Source organism: Planotetraspora sp. A-T 1434 (assembly GCF_025420585.1).
In the GTDB taxonomy this organism is placed as follows: domain Bacteria; phylum Actinomycetota; class Actinomycetes; order Streptosporangiales; family Streptosporangiaceae; genus JAOEGB01.
Map to the genome: position 1 here is coordinate 31,765 of NZ_JAOEGB010000011.1, position 17,127 is coordinate 48,891.

Consider the following 17,127-nt stretch of genomic DNA (forward strand, 5'->3'; position numbering starts at 1 on the left):
ACGGCTCTCTAGCTTCCCCTCTAGAAAGCCGTAGAGAGGTCAATGGGGATGGCCGGCTACAGCGGCTGGGCACGCAGGAACCTCCCGAAGTGGGGGACGGTGAACCCGATGACTCCACGCTCCGCGCTGTAGATCAGGCCTTTCTTGATGAGGCTGTCCCGCGCCGGGGACAGGCTGGACGGCTTGCGGCCGAGCACGTCGGCGACCTCGGCGGTCGGCACCGGGTCGTCGCCGAGCTGGGCCATCGCGTGCATGTAGTCACGCTCGGCCGGGGTGGCTCGCTCGTATCGGCTGCCGAAGAACCCGACGGCCAACTCCTCCTCGGCCTCGGGCGCCGACACCTTGATGTCGTCCGCCGTGATGGGGCTCCGGGGAGCGAGATCCCAGGCGACCTTGCCGTACGCCTGGACGAAGTAGGGGTAACCGTCGGCCGCCTCGTAGAGCGCGTCGAGCGCCTCGGGTGTGAACTCGACGTCCTCCCGCTCGGCCGGGGCGATGAGAGCCAGGTCGGCGGCGTCCCGGTCGAGCCGGTCGATCCGGGCGTAGCGGAACAGCCTCTCGGAATAGCTCTTGCTCGCCGAAAGGACACTCGGCAGATGGGGCAGGCCGGCGCCGACCACGATCAGCGGGCCGCCGGACTGCGAGAGCTCATGGCACGCGGCGCACAGGGCCGAGATGTCCGGTGCCTGCACGTCCTGCATCTCGTCGATGAACAGGGCGATGCCCACGCCGAGGTCGGTCGCGACACCCGCGGCATCGACGAACAGCTCGGTCAGGTCGATCTCCAGATCGCCCGAGTCGGCCCGGCCGCGCGACGCCGGGACGTCGATGCCGGGCGACCAGTGGGACGTGCCCTTCGCCGCGGCCGGATCGCGCATCGCGAACGCCTTCAGCACGCCGAGGAACTCCTCGATCCGCTCGGGAGCCCGGTGGCGGGGGGCGAGCTCCCTTATCGCCATGTGCAGCGAGGCGGCGACCGGCCTTCGGATCGACTGGTCGGGCCGGGCCTCGATCTTCCCGGTGCCCCACAGCCTCTGCATGGCCATCGACTTGAAGGTGTTGAGCAGGACGGTCTTGCCGACGCCGCGAAGGCCGGTGAGAACCATGCTGCGCTCGGGACGGCCGCGGGCCACCCGCTCCAGCACGATCTCGAACTGCTGCAACTCGCGATCGCGCCCGGCGAGCTCCGGGGGTCGCTGACCCGCACCGGGGGCGTAGGGATTGCGCACGGGGTCCACGCTCTCGGACTTTATGACGGGATATAGCGGCCGTCGTAGATTTCCGTAGAAAGCGCTACGGCGTGTCGCTCGCGATCGAAGCGGGACACACCAGGCGGGGACCGGCGCGTCGGCCGGAGGCCGGGGAGACGGCACCGGCGCGGTCTCACCGGAGGGCCCACCTGAGGGCTCACTGAAGGGGCCACTGAAGGGGCCACTGAAGGGGCCACTGAAGGGGCCACTGAAGGGGCCACTGAAGGGGCCACTGAAGGGCTCACCGGAGGGGGCGATCCCGGCGACCGGCGGGCCGCTGAGGGACACTTCAGCCGCGCGCACTGCCATGGCCCACCCCTCACCTGCCGAGACGGGGACCGAACCCCTGTTCGATCCGATGGCCAAGACTGTAGCGCGGCATCGAACACGTGCGCGAGCTTTTCGATGAAAAGCTTCAGCCACGCGTCGCGACAGACCCCGCAACCCCGAGCGTGATCATGCACAGGTTCACGGCCAAGCTCTTCACCTGGCCCGACGCCCAGTGTGATCATGCAATTGCCAGATCACCGAGCATGTACGCGCAGCTAAGGGCGACGTACGGGAATCCATGCATGATCACGAGCGGGGTGGTGGGAGGCGGTGGCCCTACCCGGGAATCCGTGCATGATCACGAGCGGGGGTGGTTACCGAGGGGTGTATGCCAGGACCAGGGCCACGATGGCCGCGATGGCGATCAGGGCGAGATAGGCCAGCACCAGGCGGGTGTCCCGGAGCACGCACTTGCTCCTGGTCAGACCCGCCCGGCGAGCCCGCCAGTAACCCACCAGGCCAAGGACCGCGAATCCCAGCACCGCCCACGGGCCGAGCAGCCAGGCGAGCAACGCGACCGTGGCGTACACGCACAATTTCAGCGGATCGTACGGCTGAGCGGCCCCACGCTCGGCGGTGCGGCGCTGATCACCGGCGCTGCCCTGCTCCGCGGCACCGGCGTCCTCACCGGCACTGCCCTGCTCCGCCCCACCGGCGTCCTCACCGGCACTGCCCTGCTCGGCGGTGCCGGCCTCTTCAGCGGCACGGCGCCGCTGGGCTGCGACAGCCTCCTCGTAGGCGACGCCTCTCGGCGGCTCCGGCGTCATGTGATCTCTACGAGTGGCAGCCGTACCCCGGGGTCGACGGAGGCGACGGCCGACAGGCGCTGCCGGGCGAGGGCGGGCCAGGCCTGCACGGCGCAGAAGGGCGCGCATTGATCCTGGTCGGAACGGGTGCCGACGTGGACGCAGCACTGGATCAGCCGCTCTTCCAGCATGGTCGACATGTCCATGAACGGCTTGACCGTGATCCGGACCACCCGCTCCCCGAGCAGCCGGCGAAGCCGCCGCTTCCGGCCGGGCAGGGCCGAGGACGCGAGCGTCAGCAGGGTCGACAGGCCGAGGTCGCAGTTCTCGCAGATGTCCCGCCAGAGCTTGCCGATCTCCGGGTGAGACAGCGATGACTGTTCGGACAGGAGCCCGAGGAGCGATTCCTGTACGGCGAGGCGCAACTCGCGGGGGATCTCCGTGTCCGCGATCCGGTTGGCGACCAAGCCCAGGTTCTCCTTCAGACGATCGTGCCCGATCAGGGCCGTGAGCGACCGCCACTGGTCGGCGTCGTCCCGGATCATGTAGCCGACCGAGCAGCAGTGGGGATGCGAGCACGGCAGCGCGGTCAGGTCACGCCAGGTGACGAGCCCGTCCGTCTGGGGGCCCAGCCGCTTGAGGACGCCCGTGTGCGTCAGCCGGTCCATCGGGTCGATCAGCCCAGAGCGTCCCGAGCCGAACTGCGGCTGGATCGAGACGCCGCCGACGTAGGGCGTGCCCAGCGCGAGCCGTACGACATCGCCGATCTCGCCGTCGTTGGCACCGAGGGCGCAGGTCATCACCAGCGTCGTGAAGATCTCCCGCCCGGACAGCCTCTGGATCGCCTGGGCCTTGAACCGCCGCAGGTCACCGCCCCGGTGGTGGCGGGACGCCTCCGCCGACACCCCGTCGTACTGAAGATAGACCTCGACCCGCTCCCGATGTTCGGTCAGCAGGTCGAGCAGCGCGTCGTCCCTGGCCACGAGGATGCCGTTGGTGTTGATCAGGATGCGGGTGACCGGCCGGGCCGCGAGCTCGGCCAGCAGCTCGGGCAGGTCGGGGTGCAGCGTGGGCTCGCCGCCGCTCAGCATGAGCACGTCGAGGCGTCCGTTCTCGCGAGCGAGCCGCTGGTCCACGCTTGCCAGGATCTCCGCCACCGGCACGACGCCCCGCAGGTCCGGTGAGGACTCGGTGAAGCAGGTCGGGCAGCGCAGGTTGCAGGTCTCCGCGACGTCCTGGAGCAGGATGCACGTGTGCTGGGTCTGCATCTCGGGCAGGCCACGCAGATACGCCATGGGCACCGGGTCGAAGTTTCCGGCGACATCCGGAATGTGGGCCTTGGTGGGCGCGGTCCACTCCTCCAAATAGGCGAGGATGTCGGGGTCCTCGTCATAGAGGGTCCGGACCATGCCATGCGTACGGCAGGCGCGCTCCAGGTAAACCCGTTCGTTCCGGGCGGCGAGCCACCCGGACAGGCGCGGGACGTCCTCAAGCGGACGGTCGGGCTGCTCGTCGTGGCAGCGCGGGCAGAACGCGTTGACATAGCGGAGGATGCGATCCCCACGCAGCGGCATACCGGTCACAGTGCACCATCTGTATAGATCGCCGGGTTGATGCCCGTGCAGAAACCGACGGAGACGATGGACATGAGGGCCCATCCGATCATCAGACCCAGGCCGAGGCCCCTGCTCCACGGCTTGCGGAGCATGATCAGCACAGCCCCTCCGCCAAGCGCGGCCGCCGCGAGGATCACCGCCCCGACTCCCATGATGATGTTCTTGCCGCTTCCGACGCTGTCGGCCGCGCTCAGCGTCGCGATGAACGCCAGCAGGTTCACGACCACGAAGATGGCGATGCCCGCGAACGTCATTCCGACGACGATCCCGGTGGTGTTCCGCGGCGGGGCCGGATGTGGGGTCGGCGGCGGCCCCCATCCCTGCGGCCCACCAGCCCCGAACTGCCCCGGAGGCCCCGGCGGGGGCGGCGGGGTCGGCGGAGACTGGGGCGGCCGACCGTTCGCCGGGAGCTCGGGGGGCTCGCTCTGGGATCCGTTCTGGGGCCCGTTCTGGGGCCCGTTGGGCGGCTCGGGGGGTGTGCTCATGAGATCTCCTGGCGCGGAGCCGCCGGCGTCCAAGCCGATGGGGCTGCGCTCTCTTCCTCGTGATGGATCCGGCTTTCCGAGCTTCCCGGGCTTTCCGGGCTTTCCGGGGATCTGCCCAGCAACCGGTCGTAGAACCCGTGGCGGTAGCCGTACCGCAGCCTGACGGCGACGAGCACGAGACCGGGGATGATGAACCACTGCGGCCGGGTGAGGTCGAGCCAGACCGTCTCGTTGGCCCGGGTGAACTCGACGGCGAACCGGAACACCGCATAGGCCGCCACGTAAAGCGTGAACAGCTCACCGGGCCGGCTGACCCGGCCTCGTGCCCACAGCAGCGCCCCGAAGGCGGCGAGCTGGAAGGCGATCTCGTAGAGGAACGAGGGATGCATGGCCTGACCGGTCAGGCATCCGGGACACTCCGGCACGGACGCGGGCGCGTGGACCCCCCAGGGCAGACTGGTAGGGCGGCCCGGAGCCTCGGTCAGGAAGCACCCGATCCTGCCGACCGCCATGCCGAGGGCCACGGCAGGGGCGAACAGGTCGCCGGTCTTCTCCCGATATCCGATGAGCCGCTTGGCGATCAGCACACCCGCGTACGCGCCCGTCAGACCCCCGAGAATGCTCCGGGAGCCGAACATCCACGCCTCCAGGAGGCTCGGGTTCAACGAGGGATCGAGGTGCTCGGCCCAGCCGGACAGGCGCATCCCCATGGCGCCCCCCACCAGCGCGCCGGTCACCGCGACGAGCGACTCCTCCCGCAGCGCGCCTCTGCGCCGGGCCTCCAGGACGAAGACCACGCTCGCGAGGATCACCCCGAGACCCACGAAGAAGCCGTGGGCCGGCACCGCCAGCCCACCGATGCGCAGCTCGGGAATCACGATCGACACCATAGCCGCGCCCGCCGACGTTTCCGATCCCCGTCCTGTACGGCTTTCGCTCCTGTACGGCTTTCGCTCCCCGAATTCGGCTGATCCCGATGCGCTCAAGCCACAGTGGGCCGCCGGCGGCCGTCAGGACGAAGCCACCACGGTCGATCCCAGCAGGGCCGTCACCACGGCGGTGACGGAAAGCACCGTCACATTTGCGCGGCGCGGGTACTCTGCGCGTATGGCTTCCAGATGGAACCCCAGGTCAGCGGTGGTGTTGGTGGCTCTGCTGAGCCTGACGGCCTGCGGGGGGACGAAAGATGCTATATCGCCCCAATCGGCGCCGCCCGCCACTCCGGCCGTGTTTCCGGTGGAAGCGTCAGCGGCGTCCCCGGGGGCGTCGGTGTCGTCGCCGGATTGGTTTGTCTCACCGGCCGCCACACCGCCCGTGGCGAGCACTCCCGCTCCGCCCGCGCCAACTCCCTCGGGGCCGCCGAAGTTCACCGCCGCGATCGGCAGGCTCTCGCGAAGCGAGGTGCCGCACTCGTGGCGTCCGGGCTGTCCAGTTGGCCTGAGCGGGCTGCGGAAGATCACGATGACCTACTGGGGTTTCGACGACAAGGCGCACACCGGCGAGTTGGTGGTGAACGCGGCCGTCGCCCGGGATGTCGTCTCCGTCTTCGGGAAGCTCTACGACTTCCGCTTCCCCATTCGCCGCATGGAACCGGTCGATGTCTACAAGGGGAGCGACAACGACTCGATCGACGCGGACAACACGTCGGCTTTCAACTGCCGGAACGCCACCGGGTCGAGCAGTTGGTCGGAGCACGCGTACGGCAGGGCCGTGGACATCAATCCGCGGGAGAATCCGTACGTCTACGCGGACGGGTCCAATGCCCACAGGAACGCCGACGCCTTCGTCGAGCGCCCGCTCAAGAAGCCGGGCGTGATCAACGAGGGCGACCGGGTGGTGCGGGCCTTCGAGGACATCGGCTGGGGCTGGGGCGGCCTGTGGTCGGGCACGAAGGACTACCAGCACTTCTCGGCATCGGGACGCTGATCCCCCGCGCTGACTCGCGGAGCGCCTGTCGCACGCGGTCGCACGCGGGCGCGCCGGTCACGGCCAGTCGCACGCAGTCGCGATCGGCCCTCGCCGTGCGGGATGGCGCTACGTCGCGCGCAGATGTGAGCCTGCGCGCGACGCGTGGCGTTGGTGGGAGGTAAGGACGTCGCCGTCGGTCCGGCTTCTGACCGTCCGGCTTCTGACCATCCCAAGAACAACGCCTTACTGCCAGTCGTCGTACGGCTTGGCGTGGTGAGCGCGGTGGGATGTCGTCTTCTTGTGCTTGTGCGGGCGCGCCGGGGGGTAGGCCCAGGCGTCCGCGGCCTCATCCGAGGACTGCTGGCCGGTGACATTCGGCTTCTTGAAGGTCATGCCCTGCGGCAAGACGGACCCCTGCGGGCCCGTCGTGGCATTGTCACCCTTGAGGGAGACGTCCTGCGGCGCCGAGTCGTCCTCCGTGTCGCCCCGCGACGTCGTGTCGCCCCGCGGCGCCGAGTCGTCCTGTTGCATCGCGTTGCCCTGCGGCGTCGCGTTGCCCTCCGACGTTGTGCCGGCGCCCTGAGGCCCCTGCCCCATCTTGGGGCCCTTCGCCTTGAGCAGGTCCATTGCCTTGCCCATGATGAAATCCGGGTCGTCCGGGTGCTTCATCGCCTCCTTCGCGAACTGCTTGCCGGACGAGACGGCGGCGTCGTTGCCGGACTTCGGCATTGGGTCAACGGGCAGGGCCGCCGGTCCGGACAGGAGGGCGGCGGCGATTACTGCGGTACATATAGGCATGAGATTCCCCCGAAGTGGTGGACTGGACAGGAAAGACGGTAAGCGCCACACACCGGCCAATGACGTGCCTAATGATCAGTGTCCGGTCAAAGATGGGCCATAACGCCACGAGGTTCGTCGCCGTTTGAAACCCCACCACGCCCCCTGCGCCGTGCCCACGTGACGGCGAGGCAAGTGGTCATCGAGGGGCATCGTGGTTGTGGTGTTCGGTGACCCAGGCCGCGATCTGGGCGCGAGAGGTGAAGCCGAGTTTGGCCATGATGTGCTCGACGTGGCCTTCGGCGGTGCGCTGGGAGATCACGAGTTCTGCGGCGATCTCCTTGTTCGACCGGCCTTGGGCGACGAGTTCGGCGACCTCGCGTTCCCGCCGGGTCAGCCGCGGCATGGCCGGAGCGGCGGCGGGGGAGGGCTCGGCGGGGGTGGCGGGCGCCTTACCGAGCGCATAGGCCACGGCCGTGTCGGCGGAGTGCTGGGTGCCCCGCAGGTAAGCGGCCTGGAACGCGCGGTCTCCGAGAACATCCCGGGCCCGCGACTGGCATTGTTCGCTCCACTGGAGAAAGCGGTTGACCCCGAACAGCCGGGCGCCCATCGGCTCCCACAACTTGTCGCTCATCCCAAGCAGGACGGCGGCGCGCTCCGCGTGACCGTCCGCCATGGCGACCCAGGCCAGCACCTCCACGCAGACCGGGATGCCGAGCTGATCGCGAATGGCCCACTTGTGGTGAAGGGCTTGTTTCATGTATTCGTCCGCCCGCCGAATGTCGCCCTGGCTCCATACGGCGATGGCGAAGTCCCACAGCGCCCAAGCCCGCGCCCAGTGCTCGCCGAGGGCCTCGCAGGCCGCCCTGCTCTGCTCGCAAAGCGCGTGGGCGCGTGACACGTCGCCCAGCAGGCCGGCAACCATGCCGAGATTGCCCGACGTCAGCGCGCTGAGGGAGTCGCGGGGAGGACCGGGGCCGTGCAACCTGATGGCCTGCTCGAGATACGCCACCGCCTCCGGCAGCAGGTTCTGGGACCACTTGACCGTCCCGATCCAGTGGTTCGCGCAGGCGCTGGCAAAGTCGTCCCCCAGAGCGTCGGCGAGAGCGATGCACTCGTCGGCGATCGACAGGGTCTCGGTCACCTGGCCCAGGGCGAGCGCCTGGAGACTGTTCACCCAGAGCGCCTTGGCGCGTTCACGACTTGGCCCTCCCTCCACGGACAGCAACCGGTCCAGCCACTGCCGGCCGTCCCAGCTGGCACGGCCGGTCCAGTACCACCACAGGCCGCCCGCCATCCGCAACCCGGTCTTCGCCTCACCCGGTTCGGTGAGGCAGAAATCCAGCGCCGCCCACACATCGGGCCGCTCGACCTGGAAACGGTCCAGCCACATCGGCTGGCGCGGTCCGAACCAGTCGGCTTCGGCCTTCTCGATCAATCGCAGGTAATAGTCGCGGTGGCGACGGCGTAGGGTGACCTCCTCGCCGATTTCCGCCAGCCGTTCACGGCCGTACTGGCGGATCGTCTCAAGCATGCGGTAGCGGCTGTGCGCGCCTTGGCCCCGTCTGGCCAGGATGGATTTGTTCACCAGGTCGGCCAGGCCCAACATCACGTCTTGGGCCGGCAGGTCGTCGCCGGCGCATACCTCCTCGGCCGCCTCCAGGTCGATGTCTCCGGCGAACACCGACAGTCTGGCCCACAGCGTTCGCTCCAGGTCTGTGCACAGATCGAAGCTCCACTCCACCGCGGCCCGCAACGTCTGATGCCGCGGCGGGGCGTCGCGGCTACCCCGCGACAGCAGGCGATAACGGTTGTCCAGCCGCGCCAGAACCTGCTCCACCGACAGGCTGCGGAGCCACACCGCCGCCAACTCGATGGCCAAGGGGAGTCCGTCCAGCCGCTGGCACAGTTGAGATACCGCGCTCGCGTTCTGCGGGTCCAGCGCGAAGCCGCACACCGCGGACGCCCGATCCTCGAACAACACCAACGCCTCGTACCGGCGCCCGGCTGCCTCGCCAGGAGAGCCATGGTCCGAGGTAGGCAGGGTCAACGGCTGAACCGGCCACACATACTCCCCGGTGAGCCCCAGCGGCTCCCGGCTGGTGGCCAGCACCCGCAACCCCGGCGCGGCCGCGAGCACGATATTGACCAGATGAGCGCAGGAGTCCAGAAGGTGTTCGCAGTTGTCGAGCAGCAAGAGCGATTCCTGGTCTGCCAGGTAGTCCGCGAGGGCCTCTTCAGGGTCTCGGGCGGAGAAGGTCTCGGGCAGTCCCAGTGCCGCGCTCACCGCTATGCCAACCAGAGACGGGTCACGAAGCTTGGCGAGTTCGACGAACCAGACGCCGTCCTTGAAAGTCCGCTTGATCTGGCGTGCCACATGTACGGCCAGGCGAGACTTCCCCACTCCCCCGACACCGGTCAAGGTCACCAAGCGGGCCTCGGTCAGCAGGCCGCGCACGTCAGCCGCCGCCTGCCGGCGACCGACGAAGGTCGTCAAGTCATGCGGGAGAAGGTCTCTTCTTCTCTGCTGCGCTACGGCTGTCACCGAAATCGCCTCGTCCGGCCACGAGCGGATCCGCTGTCCTGTACGTGACGGTCCCGCGTCACGAAGGACTTCTTCTTCAGAGTCACATCGTACGAAAAGAAGTGTCACGGTTTGGGCATGTACGCCCGCATGGGACCGGGCCCCCAACGACATCGGCCAGGCCCGGCGAGTTCCGGGCCAGACTGGTCCGGCCTCGTGAAAAAGAACAACGCCCGCTTCCTCAACCGAACGAAGCGGGCGTATCTGTCCTTGCTATGACATCTCGTGATTCAGCCGCAATCGCGCGATCTCATGTCGACTTGTGAGATTGCTGGGATAGGAGGGGAATGACGAGCGAGGGGTCACACGTTAACGGGCCTACGTGTCCGGCCTCAGGGGGATCGCTTACCACTTGGTAACGATCGGCCATCGGCCGCATCACGTCGCCCGCTCTCCCGTACGGCCGGCCACTTGCCTGCCGTACGGCACCGCAGGGTGGGCAATCGGTGAATCGGGCTGGCCAGGCCGCGTACGGAAGGATTGGAGCCATGACGGCGAAGGACGGGGACGGCTGGGCCCTTTGCGACCGCGGGCACCAGCACTGGGGGCTCCACGGCGCGGCCGGCCTGCTCGCGGTCCATCACACGCTCGACGGCATGCCGTACGTCTTGATGCAGAAAAGGTCCTGGTGGAGCCATCACGGCGGGACATGGGGGCTGCCGGGGGGCGCCCGCGACAGCCACGAGGACGCCGTCGCCGGCGCGCTGCGTGAGGCGATGGAAGAGGCGGCGCTGACCGCCGACCTCCTCCGGGTGCAGGGGGTCTACATCGACGACCATGGCGGCTGGTCCTTCCACACCGTGATCGCCGAGGCGGAGGGCCTGCTCGACGCCGCCCCCGCCAACGGGGAGAGCACGGACATGCGCTGGGTCGCGGCCGACGAGGTGACGGCGAAGAAGCTGCACCCCGGGTTCGCCGACTCCTGGCCGAAGATCCGGCTCGCGCTCAGCCCCCTGGTCGTCGTCCTCGACGTGGCCAACATCATCGGGGCGCGGGCCGAGCACGGTTGGTGGAAGGACCGGGCGGGAGCCGCCAACCGGCTGCTCAACGACCTCCTGCCGCTCGCGTCGGACGGCCTGCGCGTGGCCCCCGACGGCCTGCCGGAGCTGACACGGTGGTTTCCCCGGATCGTCGTGGTCCTGGAGGGCGCCGCCGCCCGGGGCGCCGACGAGGGGCCCACCCGGCCCGGCATCACGGCCGTGGTCGCGCCGGGCAGCGGTGACGACGCGATCGTGGACGTCGTCCGCGACACCAGACCCTGGGAGAAGGTGCTCGTGATCACGGCTGACCGTGAGCTCCGTGAGCGCGTGACCACCCTGGGAGCTCTGGTCACCGGCCCCCGCTGGCTCCTCAGCCAGCTCTGATGCGGCCCGCGACGGGAAGCCCCTGTCCCGGTCGTCGATCGTTGGGTAGTGTGCGGGGCATGACATGGCGACATTGATGCTCACCTGAGTCACGACTCGCGGCCCGGCTCTACGCCTACGCGTTCCTCGAAGACTTCGTGCTGCTGTATCCCGTATACGCGGTGCTGTTCGCGGAGACCGGGCTGTCTCCCGGCGAGATCTCGTCCCTGTTCGTGATCTGGTCGATCACCGGGATCGTGCTGGAGGTTCCATCCGGTCTGTGGGCCGATGTCGTCTCCCGTCGGCGGCTGCTCGCCGTCGCCCCGCTTGTCACCGGTGCGGGATACGCCTTGTGGACATTCGTCCCGTCCTATCCCGCTTTCGCGGCCGGTTTCGTGCTGTGGGGCGCGGGAAGCGCGCTGCGGTCCGGCACACTCCAGGCGCTGGTCTACGAGGAGCTCGCCCGGGCCGGGGCGGCGGACGGCTACGCCCGGCTCATCGGCCGTTCGGGAGCGGTCGGCACGACGGCGGTGATGGCCGCGACCGGCCTGGCCGCGCCGGTGCTCGCCGCCGGCGGATACACGGCGGTCGGAGTCGCCAGCGTTCTGGTGACCCTGCTGGGATCGGCCGTCGGGTGGTCACTGCCCGAGACCAGAACCCGCCCGGAGGAGCACGCGGAGGACACCTCCTATCTCGGGGTGCTTCGCGACGGCCTCCGTGAGGTGCGGCAGGCGCCCCTGGTCCGCCGCTCCGTCCTGCTGATCTCGGTCATCTCGGTGGCGGATGCGCTGGAGGAGTACCTCCCGCTGCTCGCCAAGGCGACCGGGGTGACGACCCCCACGGTGCCGTTGCTCGAATTGCTGGTCACGGCGGGCGTCGCGCTCGGTGGTTGGTTCGCGGGCCGCGGGTCACGCGTGGTCGCTCCCGCTCTGGCCGTGGCCGCCGTGTGTCTCGCGGCCGGGGCGTCCAGCGGGCGGCCCGCCGGGTTCGTCCTCGTCGCCGTCGCGTACGGGATCTTCCGATGGGCCGTCGCCGCCGCGGAGGCCCGATTGCAGGAACAGATCGCCGACAGGTCCCGCGCGACCGTCACCTCGATGGCCGGCCTCGGAGTGGAGGTCGTGGCGATACTCGTCTTCGCCGGTTACGCCGTCGGATCGCTCTGGGCCGGACCATGGTTGATCTTCACCGTGGCGGCCCTGCCGTACCTGCTGATCGCCTTCGCACTGAGGCGGTGAGGCCGAGGACGCTGAGGCGGTGAGGCGCATCCGGGACAGCGCAGGACCAGCGCAGGACCAGCGCAGGACCAGCGCAGGACCAGCGCAGGACCAGCGCGGGACTGGCGCAGGACTGGCGCGGACTAGCGCGGCGGGCCGGGTGTGGGCCGCTGTTGCTGGGTGCCCGCTCGCCGTACGGGCAGGTGGTAGGTCTCGCCGCGGGTGATGTAGTGCACGAGGTGCGACAGCCCCGCCCGGCTGATGTGGCGCCGGAAGTCCTCGAGCCCGGAGCTGAACGCCTCGTAGTCGTCGTAGTGCACCGGGATGGCGGAATCGGGCTTGATCAGGTTGAGCCACTCGGCGCCCTGCATGCCGTCCATCGTCACGAGCACCCCGAAGATCTTCGTGCCGCCGAGGTGGACGACGCCCACGTCGATGTCGGGGAAGCGCTCCGGGATCTCGGACAGGCACGGATCCATGATCGTGTCACCGCTGATGTGCATGCGGAGGTTGATCTGGCCGCTGTCGCCGAACTCCAGGACGCTGCCCATGACCGGTGGGAGCAGCATCTGCACCGGGCCCGGCGCGTGCCGCGCCGGTGTGGCGGTGATCTTCAGCGTGTGATCGCCGTGGCGCAGGTTGTGATCTTCCCAGGTCTCCAGGCCGAGGGCGTTGTGGAACCCCTGATGCCTGAGCCGCTGGGCGGCGTGCGGTGTGGTGATGATCGGCACGCCCTTGTCCAGGCCGCGCCGGGCGATCCGGTCCCAGTGGTCCCCGTGGATGTGCGACAGGACCACGGCGTCCACCGGAGGCAACTCGCTGACGTCCATCGCGGGATCGGTGCGGCGCCGGGTGGTGATGCCCCAGCCCAGATAGGCCCGCTGACCTCGATGGAGGAAGTTCGGATCGGTCAGCAGGGTGAAGCCGTGAGACCTGATGATCATGGTGGCGTTTCCGACGAAGAACACGGTGGCGTCCGCTTGATCGCGCATGGCGTCCTCCTCCCCTTACCATCAGGCTACGCATAAACGGACAAATCCCCCAGTATTGGGGTGGCCGTCACTCCGCAGGAACGGCGTTGACACGCAGCCGGCAGGCTGCCTATATGCGAACCCGCTAATCCGGCAAGGCCGGCTGACCGGCGATCGCGCCGAACCGGCTCGAGGGGATCGGGTGACCGGCGACGGGGTCGCGCAGGTGTGAGGTTACGGCTTGCGGCCGACGCCGCAGAACTCGTCGACTTCACGGGTAAGGCCGACGTCGGTGGGGCCCGGCCGCCAGAGCGGGCACGAGACCACGCCTGGCTCGACGATCTCCAGACCATCGAAGTAGCGGGCGATCTGCTCGGGCTTGCGCAGGGTGTACGGAACCGAGCCGCTCGCGTTCCAGATGGCGATGGCCTCGTCGAACTCCTTGCCCCGGATGACATTGGTGCCGTCGGCGACCACCAGGTGGCTGCCCGAGGGCAGGCCGTCGAGGAGCCGGCCGACGATCGAGCGGGCCTCGTCCAAGTCGGTGAGGTGCCCGAGGATGTTCAGCAGCATCAGCGCCACGGGCTTGTTGATGTCCAGCGTGGTCCGGCCGGCGGCCTCCAGGATCTTCTCCGGCTCCCGCAGGTCGGCGTCGACATATTCGGTGACGCCTTCAGGAGCGCCGACGAGGAGGGCGCGGGCGTGGGCCAGGACCACCGGGTCGTTGTCGACGTAGACCACCCGCGACTCCGGGGCCACGCGCTGGGCGACTTCGTGGGTGTTGTTCTGGGTCGGGAGCCCCGTGCCGATGTCCAGGAACTGGCGGATCCCGGCTTCGCCGGCCAGATACTCGACCGCGCGGGCAAGGAAGCCCCGCGAACTACGGGCGATATCGACGATGTCAGGAAAGATGCCGCGAAACTGGTCGCCAATCTCGCGGTCGACCTGGAAGTTGTCCTTCCCACCTAGCCAGTAGTTCCAGATTCGGGGTGAGTGGGACACCGTTGTGTCGATGCCGGGGGGCGTGGCAGGGGGCAAGGAGCTGTCGGTCACTGATGCTCTCCTCAACAGCAGGCATTTCCGATCGAATCACCACAAAGTAGATATCAACGCCCGCCGCTCACGGCGTTTCCCGAACCTGATCGCGATTCGTGATCTATGGAACCCATTTCATTCACGTGCCGGGCCACGCGAAGCGGTGCGTATGGATCCCGAAGTAGGTGAACGCCTCGGCGCGGGTGACCCCGGGAACCCGTTTAACGTGGTCGTTGAGCACTGCGAGGAGCTCGGCCGGCTCCTTGCATACCACCTCCACGAACATGTCGAACGAGCCGGAGGTCAGCACCACGTAGATCACGCCGGGCAGCTCGCTGATCCGGTCGGCGACGGTGTGCACGTCGTCGTCGACGCGCACACCGATCAGGGCCATGACCGGCAGGCCCAGCGCCATCGGGTCGGTCACCCCGACGATCTGCACGACGCCCTCGTCCCTTAGCCGTTGCACGCGCTGCCGTACGGCAGGCGCGGAGAGCCCGGTCGCCTCGGCCAGCGCGGTGTAGGAGATCCGGCCGTCCTGCTGCAGTTCTCGGAGCACGATCCGATCGATCTCGTCGAGGTTCATCCGCGGACCCCGCTCCCGCCACGGCCGACCGTGCCTCCACCGGGACCGACCGTGCCCACACCAAGACCGAGCGTGGCCCCACTGATGCGGACAGTGCTCACACCGGAAGGAACAGTGCCGCCAGGGAGCCGGACCACGCTCCGCGCCGCCGTACGGCTCATCCGACGAGGTCCGACACGGCCGCCGCGAAGACCTCGTGGTGACGGTCCACGTCGGCCTCGGTGGTGGCGGGGCACATCAGCGCCATGTTGTGGAACGGCGTGAGCAGCACGCCCCGGTTGGCGAGATAGACGTGCAGGTAGTCGTCCAGGTCGGGGTCGCCCGCGGCGTTCGACTCTCCACCGTCGCGCGGGGCCGGGTTCGTGAAGCGATACTCCGCCCGCGCCCCGAGCTGGGTGACCGACCACGGCAGCGCGTGGTCGTCGATGACGGCCTGGACGCCCTTGGTGAAGCGGGTGGCCAGCTCGGTCATTCCGGTGAAGGCGTCGTCGGTCAGCACGTGCTCCAGGGTGGCCCGCATGGCGGCGACGGAGAGCGCGTTGCCGGCGAGCGTGCCGCCGACGCCGCCCATGTCGATCAGGTCGAGGCCGCTCATGCCCTCGATCCGAGCCGCCACCTCGGCGGACAGGCCGTACCCGCCGCTGGGGATGCCCCCGCCGATGGCCTTGCCGATCGTGACGATGTCGGGCTCCAGCCCCCATGCCCCCGTGCAGCCGCCGGGGCCGGCGGAGAACGTGTGGGTCTCGTCGTTGATCAGCAGCGTGCCGTACCTCCTGGTCAGCTCGCGCACGCCGTCGAGGTAACCGGGCTCCGGGAGCACGATGCCGATGTTGGTGAGGGCGGGCTCCATGAGCACGGCGGCGACGTCGCCGTGGGCCAGCTCGCGCTCGAGGGACGGCAGGTCGTTGAACTCCACGACGCGCGAGGTCACGGTCGGGTCGACGGGAGCGCCGACGTTGCCCTCACGGGAGACCTGCTCGCCGTCCGGGCCCACCACGAGGAGGACCTCGTCGACGCTGCCGTGGTAGCAGTAGCTGTTGACGAGGATCTTGGGCCGGCCGGTGATCGCCCGGGCCAGGCGGATGGCCCACCGGTTGGCGTCGGTCGCGGTGAGCGAGAAGCTCCAGTACGGCAGGCCGAAGCGGCGGCCGAGCTCAGCGCCGACCCAGGTCGCGTCCTCGGTCGGCATCATCACCGTCGCGCCGCCGAGGCGGGCGAACCGCTCGGCCACAGCGTCCACGGTGGCCTGCGGGGAGTGCCCCGCCATGGCTCCGGTGTCGCCCAGGCAGAGATCGACGTACTCGTGGCCGTCCACGTCGGTGACCCGCGCGCCGCGCGCCTCCGCCAGGTAGAGCGGGAAGCCGGCGGCGGTCTTGTTCATCCAGGTCATCGGAACGCCGCCGAACAGGTGGGCCCGCGCCTGCTCGTAGGCGGCGGCCGAGCGCGGGTTGCGCTCCCGGAACGTGCGGCGCTCGCGGTCGAGGAGGTCGGCGAGATGAGTACGGTCGAACATTGTTCACTGCCTCAGAAAAGATCGCGCAAAACCGTCTTCATGACGGAATCTGAAGTCAACATACACCAGCACGTTCGATCCTTCACCCAGGCGTCAGAGAGCGGAGGGCGCGTGGGTGGTGAGGGTGCGTGGGTGGTGGTGCGCCGATGGCCGCACGCCGCGCCTGGACCAGGACCACATGTCCGCACTTCTCGACGCCCGCGAGGCGTACGGCGAACACGCGGCCACCGCGGCACGCTGAGGGAGACTCCGCTGGAGGTCTCCGCGGCCAGTTGGAGCACGAGCGGCGCGATCAGCCGGACTGCGAGGTGTGGTGGTCGAGGACGCGGGCCAGCAGGCCGACCAGTTGCCGGCGTTCGGCCGCTGACAGCGGGGCGAGCAGTTCGTCCTGCACCTCGGAAAGCACGGTCTCGAGTTGCTCGAGCCGCCGCCGGCCCGCCGGAGTGATGGTGATGACGTTGCGGCGCCGGTCATCCGGATCAGGCGCCCGGACGACCAGGCGCTGATCGACGAGTTCGTTCACCATCGCGACGGTGTCACTGCGGTCGATCCCCGTGCGCTGGCTGACAGCCGCCTGGCTCGCCGGGCCGTACTCATCGAGCGCGGCGAGGATCGCGAAGTGGTAGCCACGGGCGTCCACGGAGCCCAACCCCTCGGCCACCAGCCGATGCGCGTGCAGCGAGGTCTTGTTGATCAGCCAGCTGGCCTTCGCGCGCAGGCGGGTGGCCCCTATCTCCATGGGGGAAAGTCTAGCAATCCATTGGCACGG

Annotated in this window: 17 protein-coding genes; 4 read left to right on the top strand and 13 right to left on the bottom strand. The window is 69.0% G+C overall.

Features of this window, described 5'->3' with window-relative positions; translation table 11 throughout:
• Positions 1 to 56: 56 nt before the first annotated feature.
• The 6 genes from N5079_RS15900 to N5079_RS15925 form a co-directional block, all read right to left on the bottom strand.
• On the bottom strand, positions 57 to 1,238 hold the full coding sequence (locus N5079_RS15900; protein ID WP_261584582.1) for an ATP-binding protein: 1,182 nt from the start codon (positions 1,236 to 1,238) through the stop codon (positions 57 to 59).
• 656 nt (positions 1,239 to 1,894) lie between these two features.
• Entirely contained in the window at positions 1,895 to 2,347 is a 453-nt protein-coding gene (locus tag N5079_RS15905) for a hypothetical protein (protein WP_261584583.1), read from the bottom strand.
• Complete coding sequence (locus N5079_RS15910; protein WP_261584584.1) at positions 2,344 to 3,900, bottom strand: radical SAM protein; 1,557 nt, start codon at positions 3,898 to 3,900, stop codon at positions 2,344 to 2,346. The genes N5079_RS15905 and N5079_RS15910 overlap by 4 nt, the downstream gene beginning before the upstream one ends.
• Before the next feature lie 5 nt (positions 3,901 to 3,905).
• Positions 3,906 to 4,196, bottom strand: a complete 291-nt coding sequence (locus N5079_RS15915; RefSeq protein ID WP_261584585.1) for a hypothetical protein — start codon at positions 4,194 to 4,196, stop codon at positions 3,906 to 3,908.
• A gap of 227 nt (positions 4,197 to 4,423) precedes the next feature.
• A complete protein-coding gene (locus tag N5079_RS15920) occupies positions 4,424 to 5,305 on the bottom strand; it encodes a prolipoprotein diacylglyceryl transferase (protein WP_261584586.1) in 882 nt (293 codons plus the stop codon).
• Positions 5,306 to 5,437: 132 nt separating this feature from the next.
• Entirely contained in the window at positions 5,438 to 5,887 is a 450-nt protein-coding gene (locus N5079_RS15925; RefSeq protein WP_261584587.1) for a hypothetical protein, read from the bottom strand.
• Position 5,888: 1 nt separating this feature from the next.
• Between N5079_RS15925 and N5079_RS15930 the strand changes: the two genes are divergently transcribed.
• Entirely contained in the window at positions 5,889 to 6,353 is a 465-nt protein-coding gene (locus N5079_RS15930; RefSeq protein WP_261584588.1) for a M15 family metallopeptidase, read from the top strand.
• A gap of 225 nt (positions 6,354 to 6,578) precedes the next feature.
• Here N5079_RS15930 and N5079_RS15935 read toward each other — a convergent pair whose 3' ends face one another.
• Together N5079_RS15935 and N5079_RS15940 are read right to left on the bottom strand one after the other, a co-directional pair.
• Positions 6,579 to 7,133: a hypothetical protein gene (locus tag N5079_RS15935; RefSeq protein ID WP_261584589.1), complete on the bottom strand. Its 555-nt coding sequence runs from the start codon at positions 7,131 to 7,133 to the stop codon at positions 6,579 to 6,581.
• Between the two features lie 178 nt (positions 7,134 to 7,311).
• Positions 7,312 to 9,609 (bottom strand): ATP-binding protein, encoded by a 2,298-nt coding sequence (locus tag N5079_RS15940; RefSeq protein WP_261584590.1) that lies wholly within the window; start codon positions 9,607 to 9,609, stop codon positions 7,312 to 7,314.
• Positions 9,610 to 10,184: 575 nt separating this feature from the next.
• Between N5079_RS15940 and N5079_RS15945 the strand changes: the two genes are divergently transcribed.
• Together N5079_RS15945 and N5079_RS15950 are read left to right on the top strand one after the other, a co-directional pair.
• Entirely contained in the window at positions 10,185 to 11,060 is an 876-nt protein-coding gene (locus N5079_RS15945; protein ID WP_261584591.1) for an NUDIX hydrolase, read from the top strand.
• 137 nt (positions 11,061 to 11,197) lie between these two features.
• Positions 11,198 to 12,274, top strand: coding sequence for an MFS transporter (locus N5079_RS15950; RefSeq protein ID WP_261584592.1), 1,077 nt, complete (start codon positions 11,198 to 11,200; stop codon positions 12,272 to 12,274).
• 122 nt (positions 12,275 to 12,396) lie between these two features.
• Here the strand turns inward: N5079_RS15950 and N5079_RS15955 are convergent, their stop codons facing one another.
• From N5079_RS15955 to N5079_RS15970, 4 genes are all read right to left on the bottom strand, one after another.
• Positions 12,397 to 13,245: an MBL fold metallo-hydrolase gene (locus N5079_RS15955; protein ID WP_261584593.1), complete on the bottom strand. Its 849-nt coding sequence runs from the start codon at positions 13,243 to 13,245 to the stop codon at positions 12,397 to 12,399.
• Positions 13,246 to 13,458: 213 nt separating this feature from the next.
• Positions 13,459 to 14,277: an SAM-dependent methyltransferase gene (locus N5079_RS15960; protein ID WP_261584594.1), complete on the bottom strand. Its 819-nt coding sequence runs from the start codon at positions 14,275 to 14,277 to the stop codon at positions 13,459 to 13,461.
• Between the two features lie 121 nt (positions 14,278 to 14,398).
• Positions 14,399 to 14,845 (bottom strand): Lrp/AsnC family transcriptional regulator, encoded by a 447-nt coding sequence (locus tag N5079_RS15965; RefSeq protein ID WP_261584595.1) that lies wholly within the window; start codon positions 14,843 to 14,845, stop codon positions 14,399 to 14,401.
• Positions 14,846 to 15,002: 157 nt separating this feature from the next.
• Positions 15,003 to 16,358 carry a transaminase gene (locus N5079_RS15970; RefSeq protein WP_261584596.1) on the bottom strand — a complete coding sequence of 452 codons (1,356 nt, stop codon included), beginning with the start codon at positions 16,356 to 16,358 and terminating at the stop codon, positions 15,003 to 15,005.
• Between the two features lie 115 nt (positions 16,359 to 16,473).
• Here N5079_RS15970 and N5079_RS15975 point away from each other — a divergent pair, with 115 nt between their 5' ends.
• Positions 16,474 to 16,599 (top strand): hypothetical protein, encoded by a 126-nt coding sequence (locus tag N5079_RS15975; protein ID WP_261584597.1) that lies wholly within the window; start codon positions 16,474 to 16,476, stop codon positions 16,597 to 16,599.
• Between the two features lie 51 nt (positions 16,600 to 16,650).
• On the opposite strand, the gene N5079_RS15980 is transcribed toward N5079_RS15975, so the two are convergent.
• The gene (locus N5079_RS15980) at positions 16,651 to 17,097 is read right to left on the bottom strand and encodes a MarR family winged helix-turn-helix transcriptional regulator (RefSeq protein ID WP_261584598.1); all 447 of its coding nucleotides are present in this window, start codon (positions 17,095 to 17,097) and stop codon (positions 16,651 to 16,653) included.
• Positions 17,098 to 17,127 lie beyond the last annotated feature (30 nt).